The organism is Paenibacillus sp. ACRSA, assembly GCF_022346845.1.
GTDB lineage: Bacteria > Bacillota > Bacilli > Paenibacillales > Paenibacillaceae > Paenibacillus.
In genome coordinates this window covers 1017888-1033551 of the sequence record NZ_JAKRNP010000001.1, presented here as the reverse complement: position 1 = coordinate 1033551, position 15664 = coordinate 1017888, and the positions used below count along the sequence as shown (strand labels likewise).

Below are 15664 nucleotides of genomic sequence, written 5' to 3'. Positions count from 1 at the left end.
TGATCATATATCCATTTCATTTGTCAAAATAATAGGAAGGATACATAAAATTATGCTCAAGGAACGAATTGAATTTCTAAGTAAAAAGAAACAAATCTCGCGCAAAGATCTTGTGGATGGCCTGGTTACTCAGGCACACTTTGCTAATATTTTGGCAGAACGATACGCACTTCCTGAAGACTTGGCAGATGCCATCGCAGAGCGGTTAGGGGTGCAGCCATCATATCTATTACATGCGGCTGCGCAGGATGGGCAGACGCTTTCGCGTGCCGAAGCGATCTTTGACCAGTTGTCGGTTGCCGCCTCGGCGATCCCAGAGGAGACGGTACATGCATTGGATGACCGAGATGATACACTTACGGTGGAGTTAACCACTGCCTTAATGAAGGCAGTCTATTATCAGCAATTAAATGATGCATCCGCACATGAATATATACATAGCTCGTACCTGAACTTTTATCTGGAGAAATACGGTCGTCCGGATGATTCGGATCTCCCACGTCCGTTATACAAGGCCTTGTTATACTACAAAATACAATACTATCGTTCTAAACATGCTTTTGTGGATGTTCTCACACATGCGACCCGACTTAGTTCGTTGCTTCCTCAAGGCAGTGAGTTTTGGTTGTCTGTGCAGAACATCAAGATGGAAGCGTACATTCAGGTTAGGCAGTATGAAGAGGCCAAGCAGGTGTTTAAGCAGACGATGCGTCATGTTGTAGATCAGCGACTATTTCATCGTTTATCTGGACTATATGTGGCGTATAGTGGATATTGTTTCACCATGGGGCTTGTGCAAGAGGCGCTCTCGGCGCTGACTATGGCGGAGGCAAATTTGGTGTACACCAGCAATCAGGGGGAGCTGATGACCGCTATTGCGAATAACCGGATCGTCATGCTGACGATGACGGGTGAGCTGGATCAGGCCATGGGCGAGATTGAAAGATTCGAGTCACTTTTGCAACAGGAGCCAGAAGAGACACAGTACGGTATGAAGCCGCTTATTCTCATTTATCGCTGTGAAATCGCCTTGGCTCGTAAAGATTGGGGTATGCTTGCTCTAAGCGTGGATCAACTGCTGCAGTGTGCGACGACGCAGGATCAACAGATGAGCGGAATCTTCTATCAAAGTCAACTTGCACTAGCACATGGGGATCAAGGCGTATTTATGGAACGAGCTTTGGCATGTCTACCTTATTTTGAATCCGCACAGCATGCACTAAGGCTAGAGCATTTATATGAAGGGTTAGCGGTCGTGTCGGAGGATCAGCGCAAGTATAAGGAAGCAGCGGTGTATTATCGTAAGCTTGTCTATTTACTTCGTAATAAATAAGATTTATCGTCGAATTATGTGTCTGATCGATCAACAGGAAAAAGGCATAGGATAGCTTGGTTAAACTTTCGGCTGTCCTATGCTTGGTATACTAAAGATGAATTCGCTTAAGTTATAGCTATCTTGATGTGAGTTCCTATTGATCATTTTTGGTGAGGTTCTCATTCTCTAGTAGTCTTTGAATTTGAGTTGTTAATTCTTCGTTGTGGATGTAATAGTGCCCACCCTGTGAATTGGGAGTGAACCCCAGCTTAATCTGGTTGTTTTCTAGCAGAGATACCGCGTACAGAAAGCCACTTCTGTCTTCTTGGTTTGAATCAGGCACGAAGGTCAGGTTCTTTACTTGATTAATCCATTCTTGAATCTGTTTTTTGTTAGAGAATACTTTTCTCACGCCTGAGCTACCATCCGTAATCTCAATGGAATCTACATTTTCCATATCCCCTGGGTAGAATTGTTGTATCGTTTGGGTGGTGAGCTTCTCGACTTGAGGTCCGTTACAAGCTGTAACGGCAAGCCCGCTGAGTAACAGAAGTACAAGTAAACATAATTTCTTCATGTTGCTCCCCCTCGTTTGTAAAATTTGATAATCTTCATCCTCATATCCCATTTCTTTCGGGTGCGTACGCAAAAAAATATGCAGAAAGATAAATTGAAATTAGGATCGTCATCTCTTTTATTGTGAAAATCAAGAAAAAGGTGTCATAATGAGCGCGAAAGCGGAGGGTAAATCTCTTCATTCGTCGTTTCTTTTGTATGTGCTCAGAAGTGTATTCAAGAGTATGTCGTTATGTTTATACTTAATATATAACAAATAACACAAATAAAGAGGTGCTCATCATGGGATGGTTCAGTAGAAAGAACAAACAGGAAGATGCGATTGCAAAGGCTGACAAGGTCATGAACAAAGGACTTACTGGCATGATGATGAAGGGTCTGGTATCTAAAGAACATCGGGAGGCAATTAACCAGAGTATCCATTCTGCGAAGCAAGCACAATTAGGTGCGAGTGGTTCGCTTCCTTTAACAGCGACTGCTGTCGTGGTAGCGGCTACGGATACCGGGAAACTAATCAACTTCGACCCGATCGTTATACTGGTTCTGGACGTGACTGAGACGAATGGGACTACATATCAACGAACACTGGAGACGTTAGTATCGAAGATGCAGATTCCACGGGTAGGGGATCGTATTGGGCTAGGTCAGAATCCCGCTAATCCATCTGAATTAATCTATATGGGACTACTACCAAGCTAGGTTGATAAGTAGGAACGTTAGTGAGAACAAATGCTTGGATGGACTAAAATAATATTACGTTTAACAACTGGACATAGATATTGAAAGGGTGGTACTTATGGTAGGGTTTTTGAGACTTATTGGGTTATTACTTGTATTTGGTGTTGGATTCTCGCCATTTTTGGCAGAAAAGTTGTGGAATGATCCGTTTATTACGATGCAGGCTTGGTGGTATAGACCTGCAATTTATACGGGATTTGCGTTGATTTTTGTCCCTTCAATTCTAAGCGCTATTTTCGGCAGAAGCCGTGTGAAGACAGGGATACCTGCCCTTGGTGTCATCACAAGTATACAACAGACTGGAACCTATATTAATGAACAGCCTGAAGTACGTATCGGTGTTACCGTCTCCCGTAAAGGACATGAGAAATACGATACTACGTTCAAGACAATCATTCCGTTGACGTCTATGGCGCAATTCCAGCCAGGTAGCTTCATTCCACTGCTGGTATCTGAGAAAGATGAACGTAAGGTAGGTTTGGACCTGAATGGACAATTGTCGCAGCAGGATATGCAGGAATTACTGAATGAGAAAATGGTTCAGGAGGGCGTGTCTCCCGAGATGATGGATATCGCCCGTACTGGTGAGAAAGCAGTAGCGAAAGTACTGGATGTCACTCCAATCGGCGGAGCGAGAGAAGGGAAGATCAAGCTCAAGCTTACTCTCCGCGTGACCAAGACGAATGGAGAAACATTTGATATTACTACAGAGAAGGAATTGCTGGCATCCGCGTTATCTCAGGTGCAACAGGGACATATCATTAACATCTTCTATTCTAAGCACGACCCATCTAAAGTAGTGTTGGCTCTGAATGTGCAGGAAGATCAGATGAATCAGCTGTTCTCCTCCTAATTAATGCTACACTAATAATCCCCAGATTTCCCTTGTATCAAAGGGTCAGAATCTGGGGATTTATTTCAGTATGAAGCTGTTTCGAGCTTGCACTATAAATTGAACATTGCTGAGTAAAAGCTACGTAGCTGACTCCTCTATTAAATGCATTAGGGCAATAGAGAGGTTAGCATCGTTCGAAATGAAGGAAATAAAGGTTGTGCTAATGGAGCAAGCTGTGCTCGAGTCCATGATGGCTGCCCAACTAGAGCCTCGTGGTCAAACCAAACAACAGCATAATCCCCATCCTCGCTGGGATTATGGGTATCCCAACACACAGGCCCTGCATCATCTTCGTAGGTTGCAAAAGGAATATACCCCTGCGCAATCAAGGGCTCCCATGTTTCCCATAACGTATGTAAACTCCGCAATGGATTGTCTGATGGCAAATCTGGGAGCCCAACCATGAAGTGATCATAACGCAAATATACATTTAGAACATGTCGGGTCGTAAGGTAGGCAAGATACAATGGAGGTACCGGATTAGGAATATCATGCAATTGCTCTAATTTTCGAACCTGTTCTTCAGTTACCGTAGAGGTTATCATCTCCCAACGAACCCAGCCCTCTTCATCAACTTCACCTACTTGCATGTTATGAGGTACTCCATAATCCTCCACATCCGTTTTGGCAGGAAGAGACATCAGGATATCCCGATGTGGGGTATCAAAATAAGTCTCCAACGTATTCACAATTAGTGTCTGATCCTGCTTCAATTCCTGCACGGTACATCCTTCCTTATTCAATAGATTTATATAATAACGTTTATAAAATTATACGATTCCTAGGCGCATGCGATAAGAAAATAAAGCTGATCTGGTGTGCCCATCAAATACCTTCATTGCCAGTTGTCTGAATTCATCTGCGGCAGTCCGAACTTCATCTGCACCAAGCTTCAGAGCAGTTTGCAATCCACCTTGACTAAGAGCCAGATTGACATAACGCTCTGCGTCGAATGTTTCGCGATGGTGGAATACAACCTCGCGAACATAGCGGAACAATCCCGATTGCTGAATCTGCCCTAGATGTCCGTCTTTGCTCCATTTATAAGCCTGACTCTCTGGACTGGATAGTTGCAATGCGCGGTTGTCTGCGGTGAGCACTAATTGCTGGTATGCCTGTTCCAGCTGCCAATCCAGCATTGGAGGCCAGTCGCAGTCGTAAGCGGCGAAGATGCCTCCCGGTCGTAACACACGAGCGAACTCGGAGAGCGTTGACTGAGGCTCCATCCAATGAAAGGATTGTGAGCAAGTCAGTATGTCTACACTGTCGTCAGGTAAGCCAAGCTCATGCGATAAGCCAGACACAAATCGGAGGTTATCTGGTTTTCCCGCAGACTCCCATTTGGACTCGGCTACTGCCCGCATATCATCACTTGGTTCAAATCCGATAATACGATCTGCTTCATGAAGCCAGATCCATGAGGATAACCCTGTTCCGCAGCCTACATCTGCAACCATACGCGGTTTATGACCTAAGTACGTCGTTAGAATCTCTACAACTTCGGTGGGAGCAGAGGGGCGATTTTGGTCGTATAACGCACCAAAGCCGGCAAATCGATCTACATTGTTACGTCTGATGTCTTGCATGGACAAACCTCCTTCTGAGAATAGATGGATGAGATACCACAACATAATCAACTACAATGTTTCCAACCATATCTCTTACAGTATACCATTCATTCCTGATCTAGACTGGATTGATCGGTGCATTGTCCCTGCAAATGTGCGACAGCCATGCGATGGCGATGGAGCAGTTCCTGCCGAATATACGTTGGCTCCAGAATTGTGAGTTCAGCACCAAATGACATAAGAAAAGAATATAAGCGCTCGCCCTCATGAATCTCCAAGGATGCAAGCAATCGACCATCTGGCAGCTTCTCAATCCGGGAGGGGTCAAAGTAATCATATGCCCGGTACGCAATTGCACGTGAGAATTGTAGCTTTAACGAAACAGGCGCGCTCGCGTTATGATCCTTCGTGTCCGAGCTCTCATTTGTTGTGTTCTCGTCCATGATCTTGGATCGTAGCTTGAGTTCAGATATTCGTTTCATTTTATACGTCTGGGCTTCGGTGTGGTGAGGGCGATTCCGGTCATAGCCTTTGAAGTACCAAGTATTGTTTTTGAAAATTAGTTTGATCGGTTCGATCGTCTCTATACTAGACTCGCCGTCTGAATCGACATAATGAAATGTCATGAGCTGCTTGCTGAGGATGGCAAGCTTCACCTGGTTAAATAGTTCTCTCTCTTGCATGGGAATGCTACCCCAAGGAGAAAAATCAAATTCAATCCAGTCTAGCTCATGGTCAAACATGGCGGTGAGCCGTTTCAACATATGTGCACTGTTCAGATGCGGGATGGCACTCACGCTATAAAGACCTAACAAAATCTCATTCTGATCATCTTCAGATAGAAGCGACTTATCCATTACATAATTATCCATGAGATGAACACCACCATGTTTACCCGTTGTGGTATATACGGGAATGCCTGCCGCACTTAATCGATCGATGTCACGGTATACGGTGCGTACCGATATTTCAAACAGCCGTGCTAGTTCAGGCGCAGTCGATTTCTTTTTCTCCAATAACAACAGTAGCATTCTGAATAATCGGTTATTTTCCATGTTGTAATTATACCATGACAGAAGGTGTCAGGGTATGGGTGTTAGACTAGGTATATAGTGTTGCTAAGCGAATAAAGAAGAATAGAGGAGGAACGAAGATATGAAAATGAAAGATGGATTTTTCTGGGGTGGCGCTACGGCTGCCAATCAATTTGAAGGTGGATGGAATAAGGGCGGCAAAGGGCCAAGCACTTCCGATATGATGACAGGGGGTACGCACACGACTCCACGACGCATTACATCTGTATTGGAAGAGGGAACGTATTATCCGAGCCACGAAGCGGTTGATTTTTACGGTCACTACAAAGAGGATATTGCAATGATGGCTGAGATGGGCTTCAAAATGTTCCGTATGTCGATCAACTGGTCAAGAATCTATCCTAACGGTTATGATCTGGAACCGAACGAAGAAGGATTGAAGTTCTACGATAATGTCTTTGCTGAGCTGAAAAAGTATAACATTGAACCACTCGTAACCATTTCTCACTATGAGACGCCATTTGGCTTAACAGAGAAGTATAATGGCTGGGCATCCCGTGATGTGATTGATCATTATATTCGATATTGTACAACCCTCTTTAACCGTTACAAGGATCAGGTAAAATATTGGTTGACGTTTAATGAGATCAACTGTCTTACGATGCCGATGGGCGCTTATATGGCTGCTGGTATCTTATTTGAAGGTAAAGAGACACTGACGGATGGGATCGATAAACCACAAACGCGTTTCCAAGCGCTGCATCATCAATTTGTTGCCAGTGCCAAAGCCGTTAAGCTGGGTCATGAGATCAATCCTGATTTCAAAATTGGCTGCATGATCGCCTTCATGACAACATATCCGAACACATGTAACCCAGATGATATGTTGCTCGCACAGAAGAAGGATCAAATTTCGAATATGATCTGCGGAGATGTACAGGTTCGTGGTGCATACCCTGGATTTGCCCAACGTTTCTTCAATGAGCAAGGAATCCACATCGAGACGCATGCAGACGATGCACAAACATTGCGCGAAGGCTGCGTAGACTTCTACTCCTTCAGCTACTATATGTCCTTAGTTGAAAGTGCAGATGAGACGCTGGAGAGAGCAGAAGGCAACCTACTCGGAGGTATCAAAAACCCGTATCTGGAAGCTTCCGACTGGGGTTGGCAGATTGATCCTAAAGGTCTGCGTTACACGCTAAATCACCTGTATGACCGTTATCAAATTCCGTTGATGGTTGTTGAAAATGGTCTGGGTGCGGTCGATGTGGTAGAGGAAGACGGCTCCATTAACGATGACTACCGGATTGACTATCTGAAAGGTCACATTGAGCAGATGCAAGAAGCTGTAGCAGATGGCGTAGACCTTATTGCGTATACAATGTGGGGATGTATCGACCTTGTGAGTGCTTCCACAGGAGAAATGAAAAAACGGTATGGCTTTATCCATGTCAACAAAGACAATGATGGCAATGGTGATCTGAGCAGAACACCGAAGAAGAGCTTCTACTGGTACAAAAAAGTGATTGAATCCAATGGTGAACAGCTATAATTCACTTCATTGGCTGACGATAAAAAAAATAAACCCGCTTATCCTGTAATAGGGATGGGCGGGTTTCTTGGTCTATAGTTACGCTACTCTACCGTACTCTACAGATACATAAATAGTAGATTCTCAACCATATGGTATAATCATGAAAAAAAAGGAAATGGAGTCATTTTATGAAACGAATATCCTTTCTAACCATACTCATTGTCCTCGTTACATTAGGATTTACCATTTACCCGGGAGAGAAAGCCTATGCTTGTAGCTGTGTCGACAATAATGCATTAGAAAAGCTAGATACCTACTCGGCAGTATTTGAGGGAAAGGTTACTGAAAAAGGCGCCCGAAGCCAGTTCGGATTTGGCGAATATCGTAAATATACTTTTGAAGCAGTAAGAGCATGGAAGGGAGTTCATGAGCAGAAGCTTACAATTCATAGTCTGGATCAAGGTTCCGCATCATGTGGATTTCAATTTACCAAAGATGAAACCTATCTGGTGTTTGCTTCCTCAGATGAGAAAGACCATACACTGAAAACGACTCTATGCAGTGGTAATAAACTCATTTCCCAAGCGGATGAAGATGTAAAATTACTAGGAGCAGGAGAGTGGGTCACCGAAGATGACTTGGGTTCAACGAATTCAACTGCTAATTATTTATTCCCACTCGTTCTAGGTAGTATAGGGCTGTTTCTTGTTATTGTTGTAGCGATAATATATGTCCGTAGACGACAGAAGTAACGGCTTCTCTAATTGAGTTGTTTCATGTATTCATAGGCGGTAATGCCGAAGAAACGCTTGAAATGACGGTTAAGATGCGTGAGATCCACGAATCCGCACTGAGCTACAGCAGCGTAGATGTCTTTATCGTTCTCTAAAGATTGACGTGCGTGCTCTACTTTGCAATTCAGGAAAAACTGGTACGGAGAAATGCCGGCTTGTGCTTTGAACTCACGAATGAACTGATATTTAGACATGCCAAGTTGGGTGCAAAGGTCGTCCAATTTAAGCACATCGTCGATGCTGTAGAACATCATTTCTTTTGCTGTACGCACAAGGCTGCTGGTAGCTTTATGCGGTACGATTACTTCGTTTTCTCTAGCTAATAGGTTTGCTAGATTGAGCAGTAGCTCGCTGCATAAAGCTTCATCTCGGCCATGCTGAACAGCATCGTTCACCCTGAGGATTGCTCGCGCAAGTTCAGGGTCATAAACGATGGGTGTTGAGAAGTGTAACTCCTTCTTTCCCAGCACCTCGGCCATCAGATCTGGTTTGAAATATAACATGACATAATCGATTCCTTCACGGTCATAGGAGCTACCATCATGCGTCTGCTCTCGATTAAATAACATGACACCATTTTTGTGAGAAGCTTGATAATGACCATCCAGATTATATTGTTGAATGCCTCGAAGAGTCACGCCTACGGCATATTCCTCGTGACAATGCTTTTTGTAAGTGAAATCTGTAAAGCTGGCGGAGAGAGCCAGCACATCCTCTGATTTTTTGTAATTGAACAATTCCACCAAGCTAACCTCCGATCACGAGATGATTCCCGATACCATAATGGCTGAGTATAACAAAAATAGAGCCATGAGCATACTCGTTGTTTTTTGATGATGATTAAGAAACGTTCTGAAGATAGACCCAAACACCACCCAACTGGAGTAGGCTAAAAATCCAATGAGTGTAATGAGCATAACGAACATAAACGAAGATAGAGAACTATTGTAATAGGGCAATACATAACTAGGAATGACGGTGAACGTAAACAGAATGACTTTGGGATTCAGAAATTGCATGATGAACCCGTTCAGGAAACCAGTAACTTGTTTCGGTGCATCCGCAGTGGAGCCCATTTTGTATACCTGATAAGCCAGGTATAGCATGTACAGACTGCCTACGATCTGCATCATTTTTATCATGCTGGGCAGAACGCCTGCGAGCAGATGATTAAGAAAGGTGGAAGCGGCAAGCAGTAGACCGAACGCAAGTGTGGCACCCCACACATATTGCATCGTTTTGCGTGCGCCTATCTTCTGCGTTGAAGACAGAATAACAATATTGCTAGGGCCAGGTGTGAAGGTAACGATAATGCAGTAGATCAAAAAGGATGTAATATTCATCTGAAGTCCCCTCTAGAAGTAATATGGTTCTATGATCATATGCCAGAGAGACTTCGAGCTTATAGTACATTATTGCAGCAGAATTATTGACTAGAGCAGCGGTAGCTTCTTTTCGAAAGCAAAGAGTGGTTTTCTTTTTGAATGATTGCGTTTACAATTTAGAACGAAGTGTAAGGTGATCAGACCACTTAAGGGAAGTGAACGGTATGAAGAAAATGCTGTTGGTATATATTCTGCTTATTGCAGCATTTGCATTATATGTTCTGAGATTTGAATACACCAGTCAGGCGAACAGTTCTTGGGAGAACCGGGGGCTGCGTGGCGATATTGGCGAGACATACATCATGATAACGTTCCAATCCGGGCTAGAGTATTGGAAGAGTCCGCTCAAAGGATTCGAGGATGCCGCGGATACGCTTGGCGTGACTGTTGAATACCGCGGAGCTACCCGATATGACGCGAAGGAGCAGACAACCGTAATTGAGCAGGCAATCGCGCGGAAGCCTGCAGGTATTGCTATATCTGCCATCGACCCACAATCATTGATCCCGGCGATCAACAAGGCAATCGAAGCGGACATTCCCGTCATCCTGTTCGATGCAGATGCACCCGATAGCCAGGCGTATTCCTTCCTTGGGACGGATAACTACAAGTCTGGTGTAACGGCAGCGGATAAAATGGCTGAGTTGTTGGGGCGTGAGGGTGAGGTTGCTGTTCTGACCCTACCCGGACAACAAAATCATGAAGAGCGAACGAAGGGTTTCCGGGATACGATTCAGGAACGATACCCGTCCATGAAGGTCGTTGAAATTGCGGATGGACACGGAGATGCGGTGATATCTAGAGACGAGACGTTAAGGATGATGAAAGCTCATCCGCAATTGGCAGGTATTTTTGTAACCGAGGCAACAGGAGGGGCAGGAGTCGGTGAGGCTGTGCAAAATGCAGGGGAAGGTCAGACGCTGCAAATCATCTCTTTTGACACAAACAAAGCGACACTCGATATGATCAAAAATGGTACGATATCAGCCACGATTGCGCAGGGAACCTGGAACATGGGGTATTGGTCGCTACAATATTTGTTCCATCTGCATCATCAGTTAACGGTGCCTGCTCCATCCTCTTCTGGTGAAAATGCGCCGTTACCGGTAATGGTAGACACGGGGATCTCTGTGGTGACACGCTCGAATGTGGATGATTATTATGCCAAATAACAAGGAGCATGTTGAGGAAAATCATGCTTGGAATCGCCAAACTTGGCGCTCTTCGCTCAGAAACGCTATGAAGCGTTTATGGCTACGTAACATGCCGCTGCGCTACCAGTTGATGTTACTGTTTTTATTATTTGCTATCGTACCTTCGGTTGGGCTCGGATTGCTCGTGAACTGGACGGTAGAGCGTGTGGTGGAAAGACAAGTTGAGGGACATACGATGCAGCTTATTGGCAAAGTGAATGAAGGTCTGAACACTAAAATGGAAAATTTGCAGAATATGACCTACTTGATTGCATTTGACCCGGATATCGATGCATTTATGCACGGAAATACGCCTTCGGATCTGGATGAGGATCTCGATTCGATAAGCAAGGCAGAGAGTGCTCAGAGTGCTCAACTAGAGCAGAATCAGCTGTATGACATCAAACAAACCTTACAGGGATTCACAACGTTGTACCCGGAAATCGCAGGCATCGTGCTCGTCAATGGCAGTGGAGACTATATTAGTAATGAGATGTATCCCCGAACGGAGCAGGGGCTGACCGAGGAGGCATGGTACCGAGAAGCTTCAGCTCATCCAGGCATTTTTACTGTACTTGGTCAACCTAAAGAGCGTAATATTACGACGCATGTTCGCTACAAAGATGATGAGATTGTATCGGTTGCACGCTCCATTACAGATGAAGAATCAGGACGTGTGCGAGGAGTCATCATGATTGATCTTAAGCTGAGGTCTGTCTCGCAGGCTGCACGCAATGTAACCTTGGGTAAATCTGGGTATGTCATGGTAACGGATGCAGAAGGGCAGAGCGTGTATAAGCCTCAACATCCCCTGATTGAAGATATCCCTGCGGATTGGTTTCCCTCCGAGGACAGCGGAACGTTTACCGCCGAGACAGATGGTGGCACGTTATTATTCATGTACCAGTCCTCCACCTTTACTGGGTGGAGAACCGTAGGGGTATTTCCAACAAGGGAATCCATTACGGAGGTACGCCAGATACAGTTTTATGTAGTCAGTTTTGTATTTGTAGTGTGTTTGTTCGGTTTAAGTGCCTCTTTGTGGTTCTCGCGTTCTATTGCTCAGCCTATTTTTCGCTTAATGTCTTATATGCGCAGAGCAGAGACTGGTAATCTTAGAGCAGGTCGCTGGAGCGATCGTGCCGATGAGATTGGCATGTTGGGGAACAGTTTCAATCGAATGCTCGTACAGATTCGGCAGCTCATATCGCTGAATGAGCTACGGGAACGACAGAAGCGGGATGCGGAGATGCGTAGTTTGCAGGAGCATATTAAACCCCACTTTTTATACAATACATTGGACACGATTCACTGGATGGCTCGCAAAGAGGGGGCAGATGACGTATCGGGCATGGTGGGTGCGCTGTCTCGACTGTTTCGAATTGGGCTTAGTAAAGGTCAGGATTATATTCCGCTGCGTTCCGAGCTTGAGCATATTAGCAGTTACCTGCAAATTCAGCAGACACGATACCGTGATCGCCTGCAGTATACATTGAATGTTCCTGAGGAACTGCAGAACCTGTACATGTTGAAGTTGTTGCTTCAACCATTGGTGGAGAACGCAATCTATCATGGAATCAAAGGGCGACGTGGGCCAGGCCTGATCCGTGTGGAAGCTAGAGTAGAACGTGGCAGATTACTTCTTATGGTGGAGGACGATGGAGCGGGTATGTCCGCCGAGCGACTTGCAGAAATGACAGATTTGCTGGATGTTCCTCTAGAGAGCTTGGAGTCAACTTCTCCAAGCATGACCGGTAAAAGCTATGGGATGCTGAACGTACAAGCCCGATTACGACTGTCCTTTGGTGATGAATACGGAATCGAACTAACAAGCCGGAAAGGCGAGGGAACTCGCGTAACTATTGTCCATCCGCTGATGCGAGAGCTGCCATCACTCCCACCAACGAAGCGACTTAATAATGAAGAGAGGCAGGAGAACGAATGAAGGAGTCTATTGAATCAACTACGACAACCAAGAAATACCGTGTGCTAATTGCGGATGATGAACCAATCATTCGGGAGGGCATTCGGGATGCAATTGACTGGGCCACTCTCGGAATGGAAGTCGTCGGTGAAGCCGAGGATGGTGAGGAAGCATTGGAGCGTGCGGTCGACATAGATGTTGATGTCGTATTAGTTGATATGAATATGCCGTTTCTGAACGGAATCGAACTGATTCGGGCTCTTCAGCAAAAGTGTCCAAGATGTCGTTATTTGATCATTTCAGGACATGATGAATTTGCTTATGCTCAAGAGGCTGTTCGTCTGGGCGTTGAGGATTACATCCTGAAGCCTGTAGAAGCTGAGCAACTGTATTCTGCGCTTGGGCGCTTGCGTCAGCGGTTGGATGAAGAACACCAGCGGACAGCCTATGTAAGGCAGGCTGCCCATCAGATTGAGCGCAATATTCCTCTGCTACGGCAGCGATTCTGTCTAGAGTGGCTTGAAGGGCAGATTGGAGGGAGAGATTTAAAGGAACAACTTACCTTTTTGCGTCTGCCCTCCACGCCACCTGTTCAGATTGGAACGGTACGTTGGCCTGCTGCGGAAGCGCGAAAGACCGTCATGAGGGAGAATGATCGTCAACTGTTCCTTTATGCTGTTGAAAATGTTGTTAGTGAGCTGCTAGGAGATCTCCCACATGTCTTATTTCGGGACGCCAGCGGGTTAATTGGCATATGTCTGTGGCAGGAAGCTCCAGAGGAAATCGCTTCTCTGTTAGAACAGCAGATCAGTTCCTGCCTAAATATCGCCATTCATGCCCATGTTGAGTTTCATACAGGCACACTGGAGGAGACCCCGGGTACGTATCGTCTTTGCCGTGAGCGGGTCTATGGTGAAGTTCGGTTGTCCCCGCTGGTTCGCAGAGCAAGACAACTCATTCAGGAAGAATATGCAGAGCGGGATCTAACGTTAGAATCACTTGCCACTAGACTGCAAGTGTCCGCTGTATATCTTAGCCGAGTGCTTAAGAAAGAGCTCGACAACTCCTTCGTTACGCTCGTCACGCATGCTCGCATTCGCAAGGCTGTACAACTTCTTGATTCCACAACGCTACCCATTCATACGATCGCGGAGCGTGTAGGTTATGATACGCAGCACTATTTCAGTACTGCATTTAAGAAGGCGATGGGCATCTCGCCAGCTCAGTATCGCAAAGATGGAGGAACGGGCAATCGTTCTTCGGTTACACAGTAATTATGAAAGTTAAAATATGAATGACACCATAAGGATGAGTATCCTAAAGATGTGATCTACTTCCGTGAAGTGGAGTAGAACATGTCTTTTTTGTTTTTCCTTGAAGATTGATTGCTAGGTTCCAACAATGTAACGATGTTTTCTTCTTTACTTCCATCAAAAGTTAAATTTTTATAAAAAAGGTTCAAAACCTGCAAAGACCTCTCTACTGCTGAAATGCTACGATAATTCTCGAACAGGAAGTCGCAAGGCACATACTACATTCATTCGTTGTAAGCGTTATCTCAGTTGTTATGAATAATCGTATGACCTGAGGAAAGGGGAACTTCATATGAAAAAAGGAGCGATATGGATCTGGCTTCTGGTGATGACCTTGATGCTCTCGGCTTGTAATCTAGCTGAAAGTGACCTAGGCAGCAAGGAAAAAGGATATATAGGTATCTCGATGCCCACCAAATCATCGGAACGATGGGTCGGGGACGGAGAGAACATGGTACGACTGTTCCAAGAGCAAGGTTATAAAACAGATCTTCAGTATGCTGAAGATGTGGTCGAAAATCAGATTTCACAGATTGAGAACATGATTACAAAAGGTGTGGATGTGATGGTCATCGCATCCGTGGATGGTAACACACTAACCGATGTAATCAAGAAGGCGCATGATGAAGGGATAGAGGTCATTTCGTATGATAGGCTCATTAGAAATACCCCGTATCTGACCTATTATGCCACGTTTGATAACTTTAAGGTGGGTGTGCTCCAGGCTTCCTACATTGAGCAGAAGCTTGGGCTTAAGGAAGGAAAGGGGCCTTATAACATTGAACTGTTTGGCGGATCGCCAGACGACAATAATGCCTACTTTTTCTTCGACGGTGCAATGTCTATATTGAAGCCTTACATGGATTCCGGCAAGCTGGTTGTTCGTAGTAAACAGATGACGATGGCACAGATCGCCACCTTGCGCTGGGACGGTGCACTTGCACAGTCACGCATGGATAATCTCCTCAGTGCTTATTACTCTGGAGACAACCTAGATGCAGTCCTATCTCCTTATGATGGTATCAGCATCGGAATTATCTCGTCCTTGAAAGGGATTGGTTACGGAACAGCAAACAAGCCATTACCTGTCATAACCGGACAGGATGCCGAGCTTGCTTCAATCAAGTCCATTGTTGCCGGTGAACAGACACAGACGGTATTCAAGGATACACGGAAACTGGCGGAGCAGACGGTGGAAATGGCTAATAGCATTTTGCAAGGTGAACAGGCGGAAGTGAATGATACAAAATCATATAACAACGGTATTAAGACAGTTCCAGCATATCTTCTTGATCCGATCTCTGTAGACCGAACCAATGTAGAGCAGGATATTGTTGGCAGTAAGTATTACACGAAGGAAGAGATCGGCTTGAAATAAGGAATGAAAGGAGC

At 45.1% G+C, this 15664-nt stretch carries 15 protein-coding genes; 9 read left to right on the top strand and 6 right to left on the bottom strand.

The genetic code is table 11. From position 1 onward, the window contains the following. Positions 1–52 precede the first annotated feature (52 nt). The gene (locus MH215_RS04765) at positions 53–1333 is read left to right on the top strand and encodes an XRE family transcriptional regulator (RefSeq protein WP_239288581.1); all 1281 of its coding nucleotides are present in this window, start codon (positions 53–55) and stop codon (positions 1331–1333) included. Between the two features lie 136 nt (positions 1334–1469). On the opposite strand, the gene MH215_RS04760 is transcribed toward MH215_RS04765, so the two are convergent. Next, positions 1470–1892, bottom strand: coding sequence for a hypothetical protein (locus MH215_RS04760; RefSeq protein ID WP_239288580.1), 423 nt, complete (start codon positions 1890–1892; stop codon positions 1470–1472). 281 nt (positions 1893–2173) lie between these two features. On the opposite strand from MH215_RS04760, the gene MH215_RS04755 reads away from it, so the two are divergent. After that, a complete protein-coding gene (locus MH215_RS04755; protein ID WP_239288579.1) occupies positions 2174–2590 on the top strand; it encodes a hypothetical protein in 417 nt (138 codons plus the stop codon). Positions 2591–2687: 97 nt separating this feature from the next. Next, positions 2688–3482: a hypothetical protein gene (locus MH215_RS04750; RefSeq protein ID WP_239288578.1), complete on the top strand. Its 795-nt coding sequence runs from the start codon at positions 2688–2690 to the stop codon at positions 3480–3482. Positions 3483–3631: 149 nt separating this feature from the next. Here the strand turns inward: MH215_RS04750 and MH215_RS04745 are convergent, their stop codons facing one another. The 3 genes from MH215_RS04745 to MH215_RS04735 all read right to left on the bottom strand — a co-directional run bounded on the left by MH215_RS04745 (position 3632) and on the right by MH215_RS04735 (position 6147). Continuing rightward, on the bottom strand, positions 3632–4246 hold the full coding sequence (locus MH215_RS04745; RefSeq protein ID WP_239288577.1) for a hypothetical protein: 615 nt from the start codon (positions 4244–4246) through the stop codon (positions 3632–3634). A 48-nt stretch (positions 4247–4294) separates the two neighbouring features. Continuing rightward, the gene (locus MH215_RS04740) at positions 4295–5110 is read right to left on the bottom strand and encodes a class I SAM-dependent methyltransferase (protein ID WP_239288576.1); all 816 of its coding nucleotides are present in this window, start codon (positions 5108–5110) and stop codon (positions 4295–4297) included. Between the two features lie 89 nt (positions 5111–5199). Beyond that, complete coding sequence (locus tag MH215_RS04735) at positions 5200–6147, bottom strand: helix-turn-helix transcriptional regulator (RefSeq protein WP_239288574.1); 948 nt, start codon at positions 6145–6147, stop codon at positions 5200–5202. A gap of 100 nt (positions 6148–6247) precedes the next feature. Here MH215_RS04735 and MH215_RS04730 point away from each other — a divergent pair, with 100 nt between their 5' ends. Beyond that, entirely contained in the window at positions 6248–7681 is a 1434-nt protein-coding gene (locus tag MH215_RS04730; RefSeq protein ID WP_239288572.1) for a glycoside hydrolase family 1 protein, read from the top strand. Positions 7682–7851: 170 nt separating this feature from the next. Then, positions 7852–8415 carry a hypothetical protein gene (locus MH215_RS04725; RefSeq protein WP_239288570.1) on the top strand — a complete coding sequence of 188 codons (564 nt, stop codon included), beginning with the start codon at positions 7852–7854 and terminating at the stop codon, positions 8413–8415. 8 nt (positions 8416–8423) lie between these two features. Here MH215_RS04725 and MH215_RS04720 read toward each other — a convergent pair whose 3' ends face one another. Together MH215_RS04720 and MH215_RS04715 are read right to left on the bottom strand one after the other, a co-directional pair. After that, positions 8424–9200 (bottom strand): AraC family transcriptional regulator, encoded by a 777-nt coding sequence (locus MH215_RS04720; RefSeq protein ID WP_239288569.1) that lies wholly within the window; start codon positions 9198–9200, stop codon positions 8424–8426. Between the two features lie 15 nt (positions 9201–9215). Further along, positions 9216–9800, bottom strand: a complete 585-nt coding sequence (locus MH215_RS04715; protein WP_239288568.1) for a LysE family translocator — start codon at positions 9798–9800, stop codon at positions 9216–9218. 206 nt (positions 9801–10006) lie between these two features. Here MH215_RS04715 and MH215_RS04710 point away from each other — a divergent pair, with 206 nt between their 5' ends. The 4 genes from MH215_RS04710 (at position 10007) to chvE (ending at position 15650) form a co-directional block, all read left to right on the top strand. Beyond that, positions 10007–11014 (top strand): substrate-binding domain-containing protein, encoded by a 1008-nt coding sequence (locus MH215_RS04710; protein WP_239288565.1) that lies wholly within the window; start codon positions 10007–10009, stop codon positions 11012–11014. Beyond that, complete coding sequence (locus tag MH215_RS04705; RefSeq protein WP_481857425.1) at positions 10995–12980, top strand: cache domain-containing sensor histidine kinase; 1986 nt, start codon at positions 10995–10997, stop codon at positions 12978–12980. Before MH215_RS04710 ends, MH215_RS04705 begins: the two co-directional genes overlap by 20 nt. Beyond that, positions 12977–14233, top strand: a complete 1257-nt coding sequence (locus MH215_RS04700; RefSeq protein WP_239288563.1) for a response regulator — start codon at positions 12977–12979, stop codon at positions 14231–14233. The genes MH215_RS04705 and MH215_RS04700 overlap by 4 nt, the downstream gene beginning before the upstream one ends. Positions 14234–14564: 331 nt before the next feature. Continuing rightward, positions 14565–15650, top strand: a complete 1086-nt coding sequence (gene chvE / locus MH215_RS04695) for a multiple monosaccharide ABC transporter substrate-binding protein (RefSeq protein ID WP_275445966.1) — start codon at positions 14565–14567, stop codon at positions 15648–15650. Positions 15651–15664 lie beyond the last annotated feature (14 nt).

Bases quoted from the DNA above. Each gene is read 5' to 3' on its own strand.
- MH215_RS04765 (WP_239288581.1), top strand. From the start codon at position 53: ATGCTCAAGGAACGAATTGAATTTCTAAGTAAAAAGAAACAAATCTCG.
- MH215_RS04760 (WP_239288580.1), bottom strand. From the start codon at position 1,892: ATGAAGAAATTATGTTTACTTGTACTTCTGTTACTCAGCGGGCTTGCC.
- MH215_RS04755 (WP_239288579.1), top strand. From the start codon at position 2,174: ATGGGATGGTTCAGTAGAAAGAACAAACAGGAAGATGCGATTGCAAAG.
- MH215_RS04750 (WP_239288578.1), top strand. From the start codon at position 2,688: ATGGTAGGGTTTTTGAGACTTATTGGGTTATTACTTGTATTTGGTGTT.
- MH215_RS04740 (WP_239288576.1), bottom strand. From the start codon at position 5,110: ATGCAAGACATCAGACGTAACAATGTAGATCGATTTGCCGGCTTTGGT.
- MH215_RS04735 (WP_239288574.1), bottom strand. From the start codon at position 6,147: ATGGAAAATAACCGATTATTCAGAATGCTACTGTTGTTATTGGAGAAA.
- MH215_RS04730 (WP_239288572.1), top strand. From the start codon at position 6,248: ATGAAAATGAAAGATGGATTTTTCTGGGGTGGCGCTACGGCTGCCAAT.
- MH215_RS04725 (WP_239288570.1), top strand. From the start codon at position 7,852: ATGAAACGAATATCCTTTCTAACCATACTCATTGTCCTCGTTACATTA.
- MH215_RS04715 (WP_239288568.1), bottom strand. From the start codon at position 9,800: ATGAATATTACATCCTTTTTGATCTACTGCATTATCGTTACCTTCACA.
- MH215_RS04710 (WP_239288565.1), top strand. From the start codon at position 10,007: ATGAAGAAAATGCTGTTGGTATATATTCTGCTTATTGCAGCATTTGCA.
- MH215_RS04705 (WP_481857425.1), top strand. From the start codon at position 10,995: ATGATTATTATGCCAAATAACAAGGAGCATGTTGAGGAAAATCATGCT.
- MH215_RS04700 (WP_239288563.1), top strand. From the start codon at position 12,977: ATGAAGGAGTCTATTGAATCAACTACGACAACCAAGAAATACCGTGTG.
- chvE (WP_275445966.1), top strand. From the start codon at position 14,565: ATGAAAAAAGGAGCGATATGGATCTGGCTTCTGGTGATGACCTTGATG.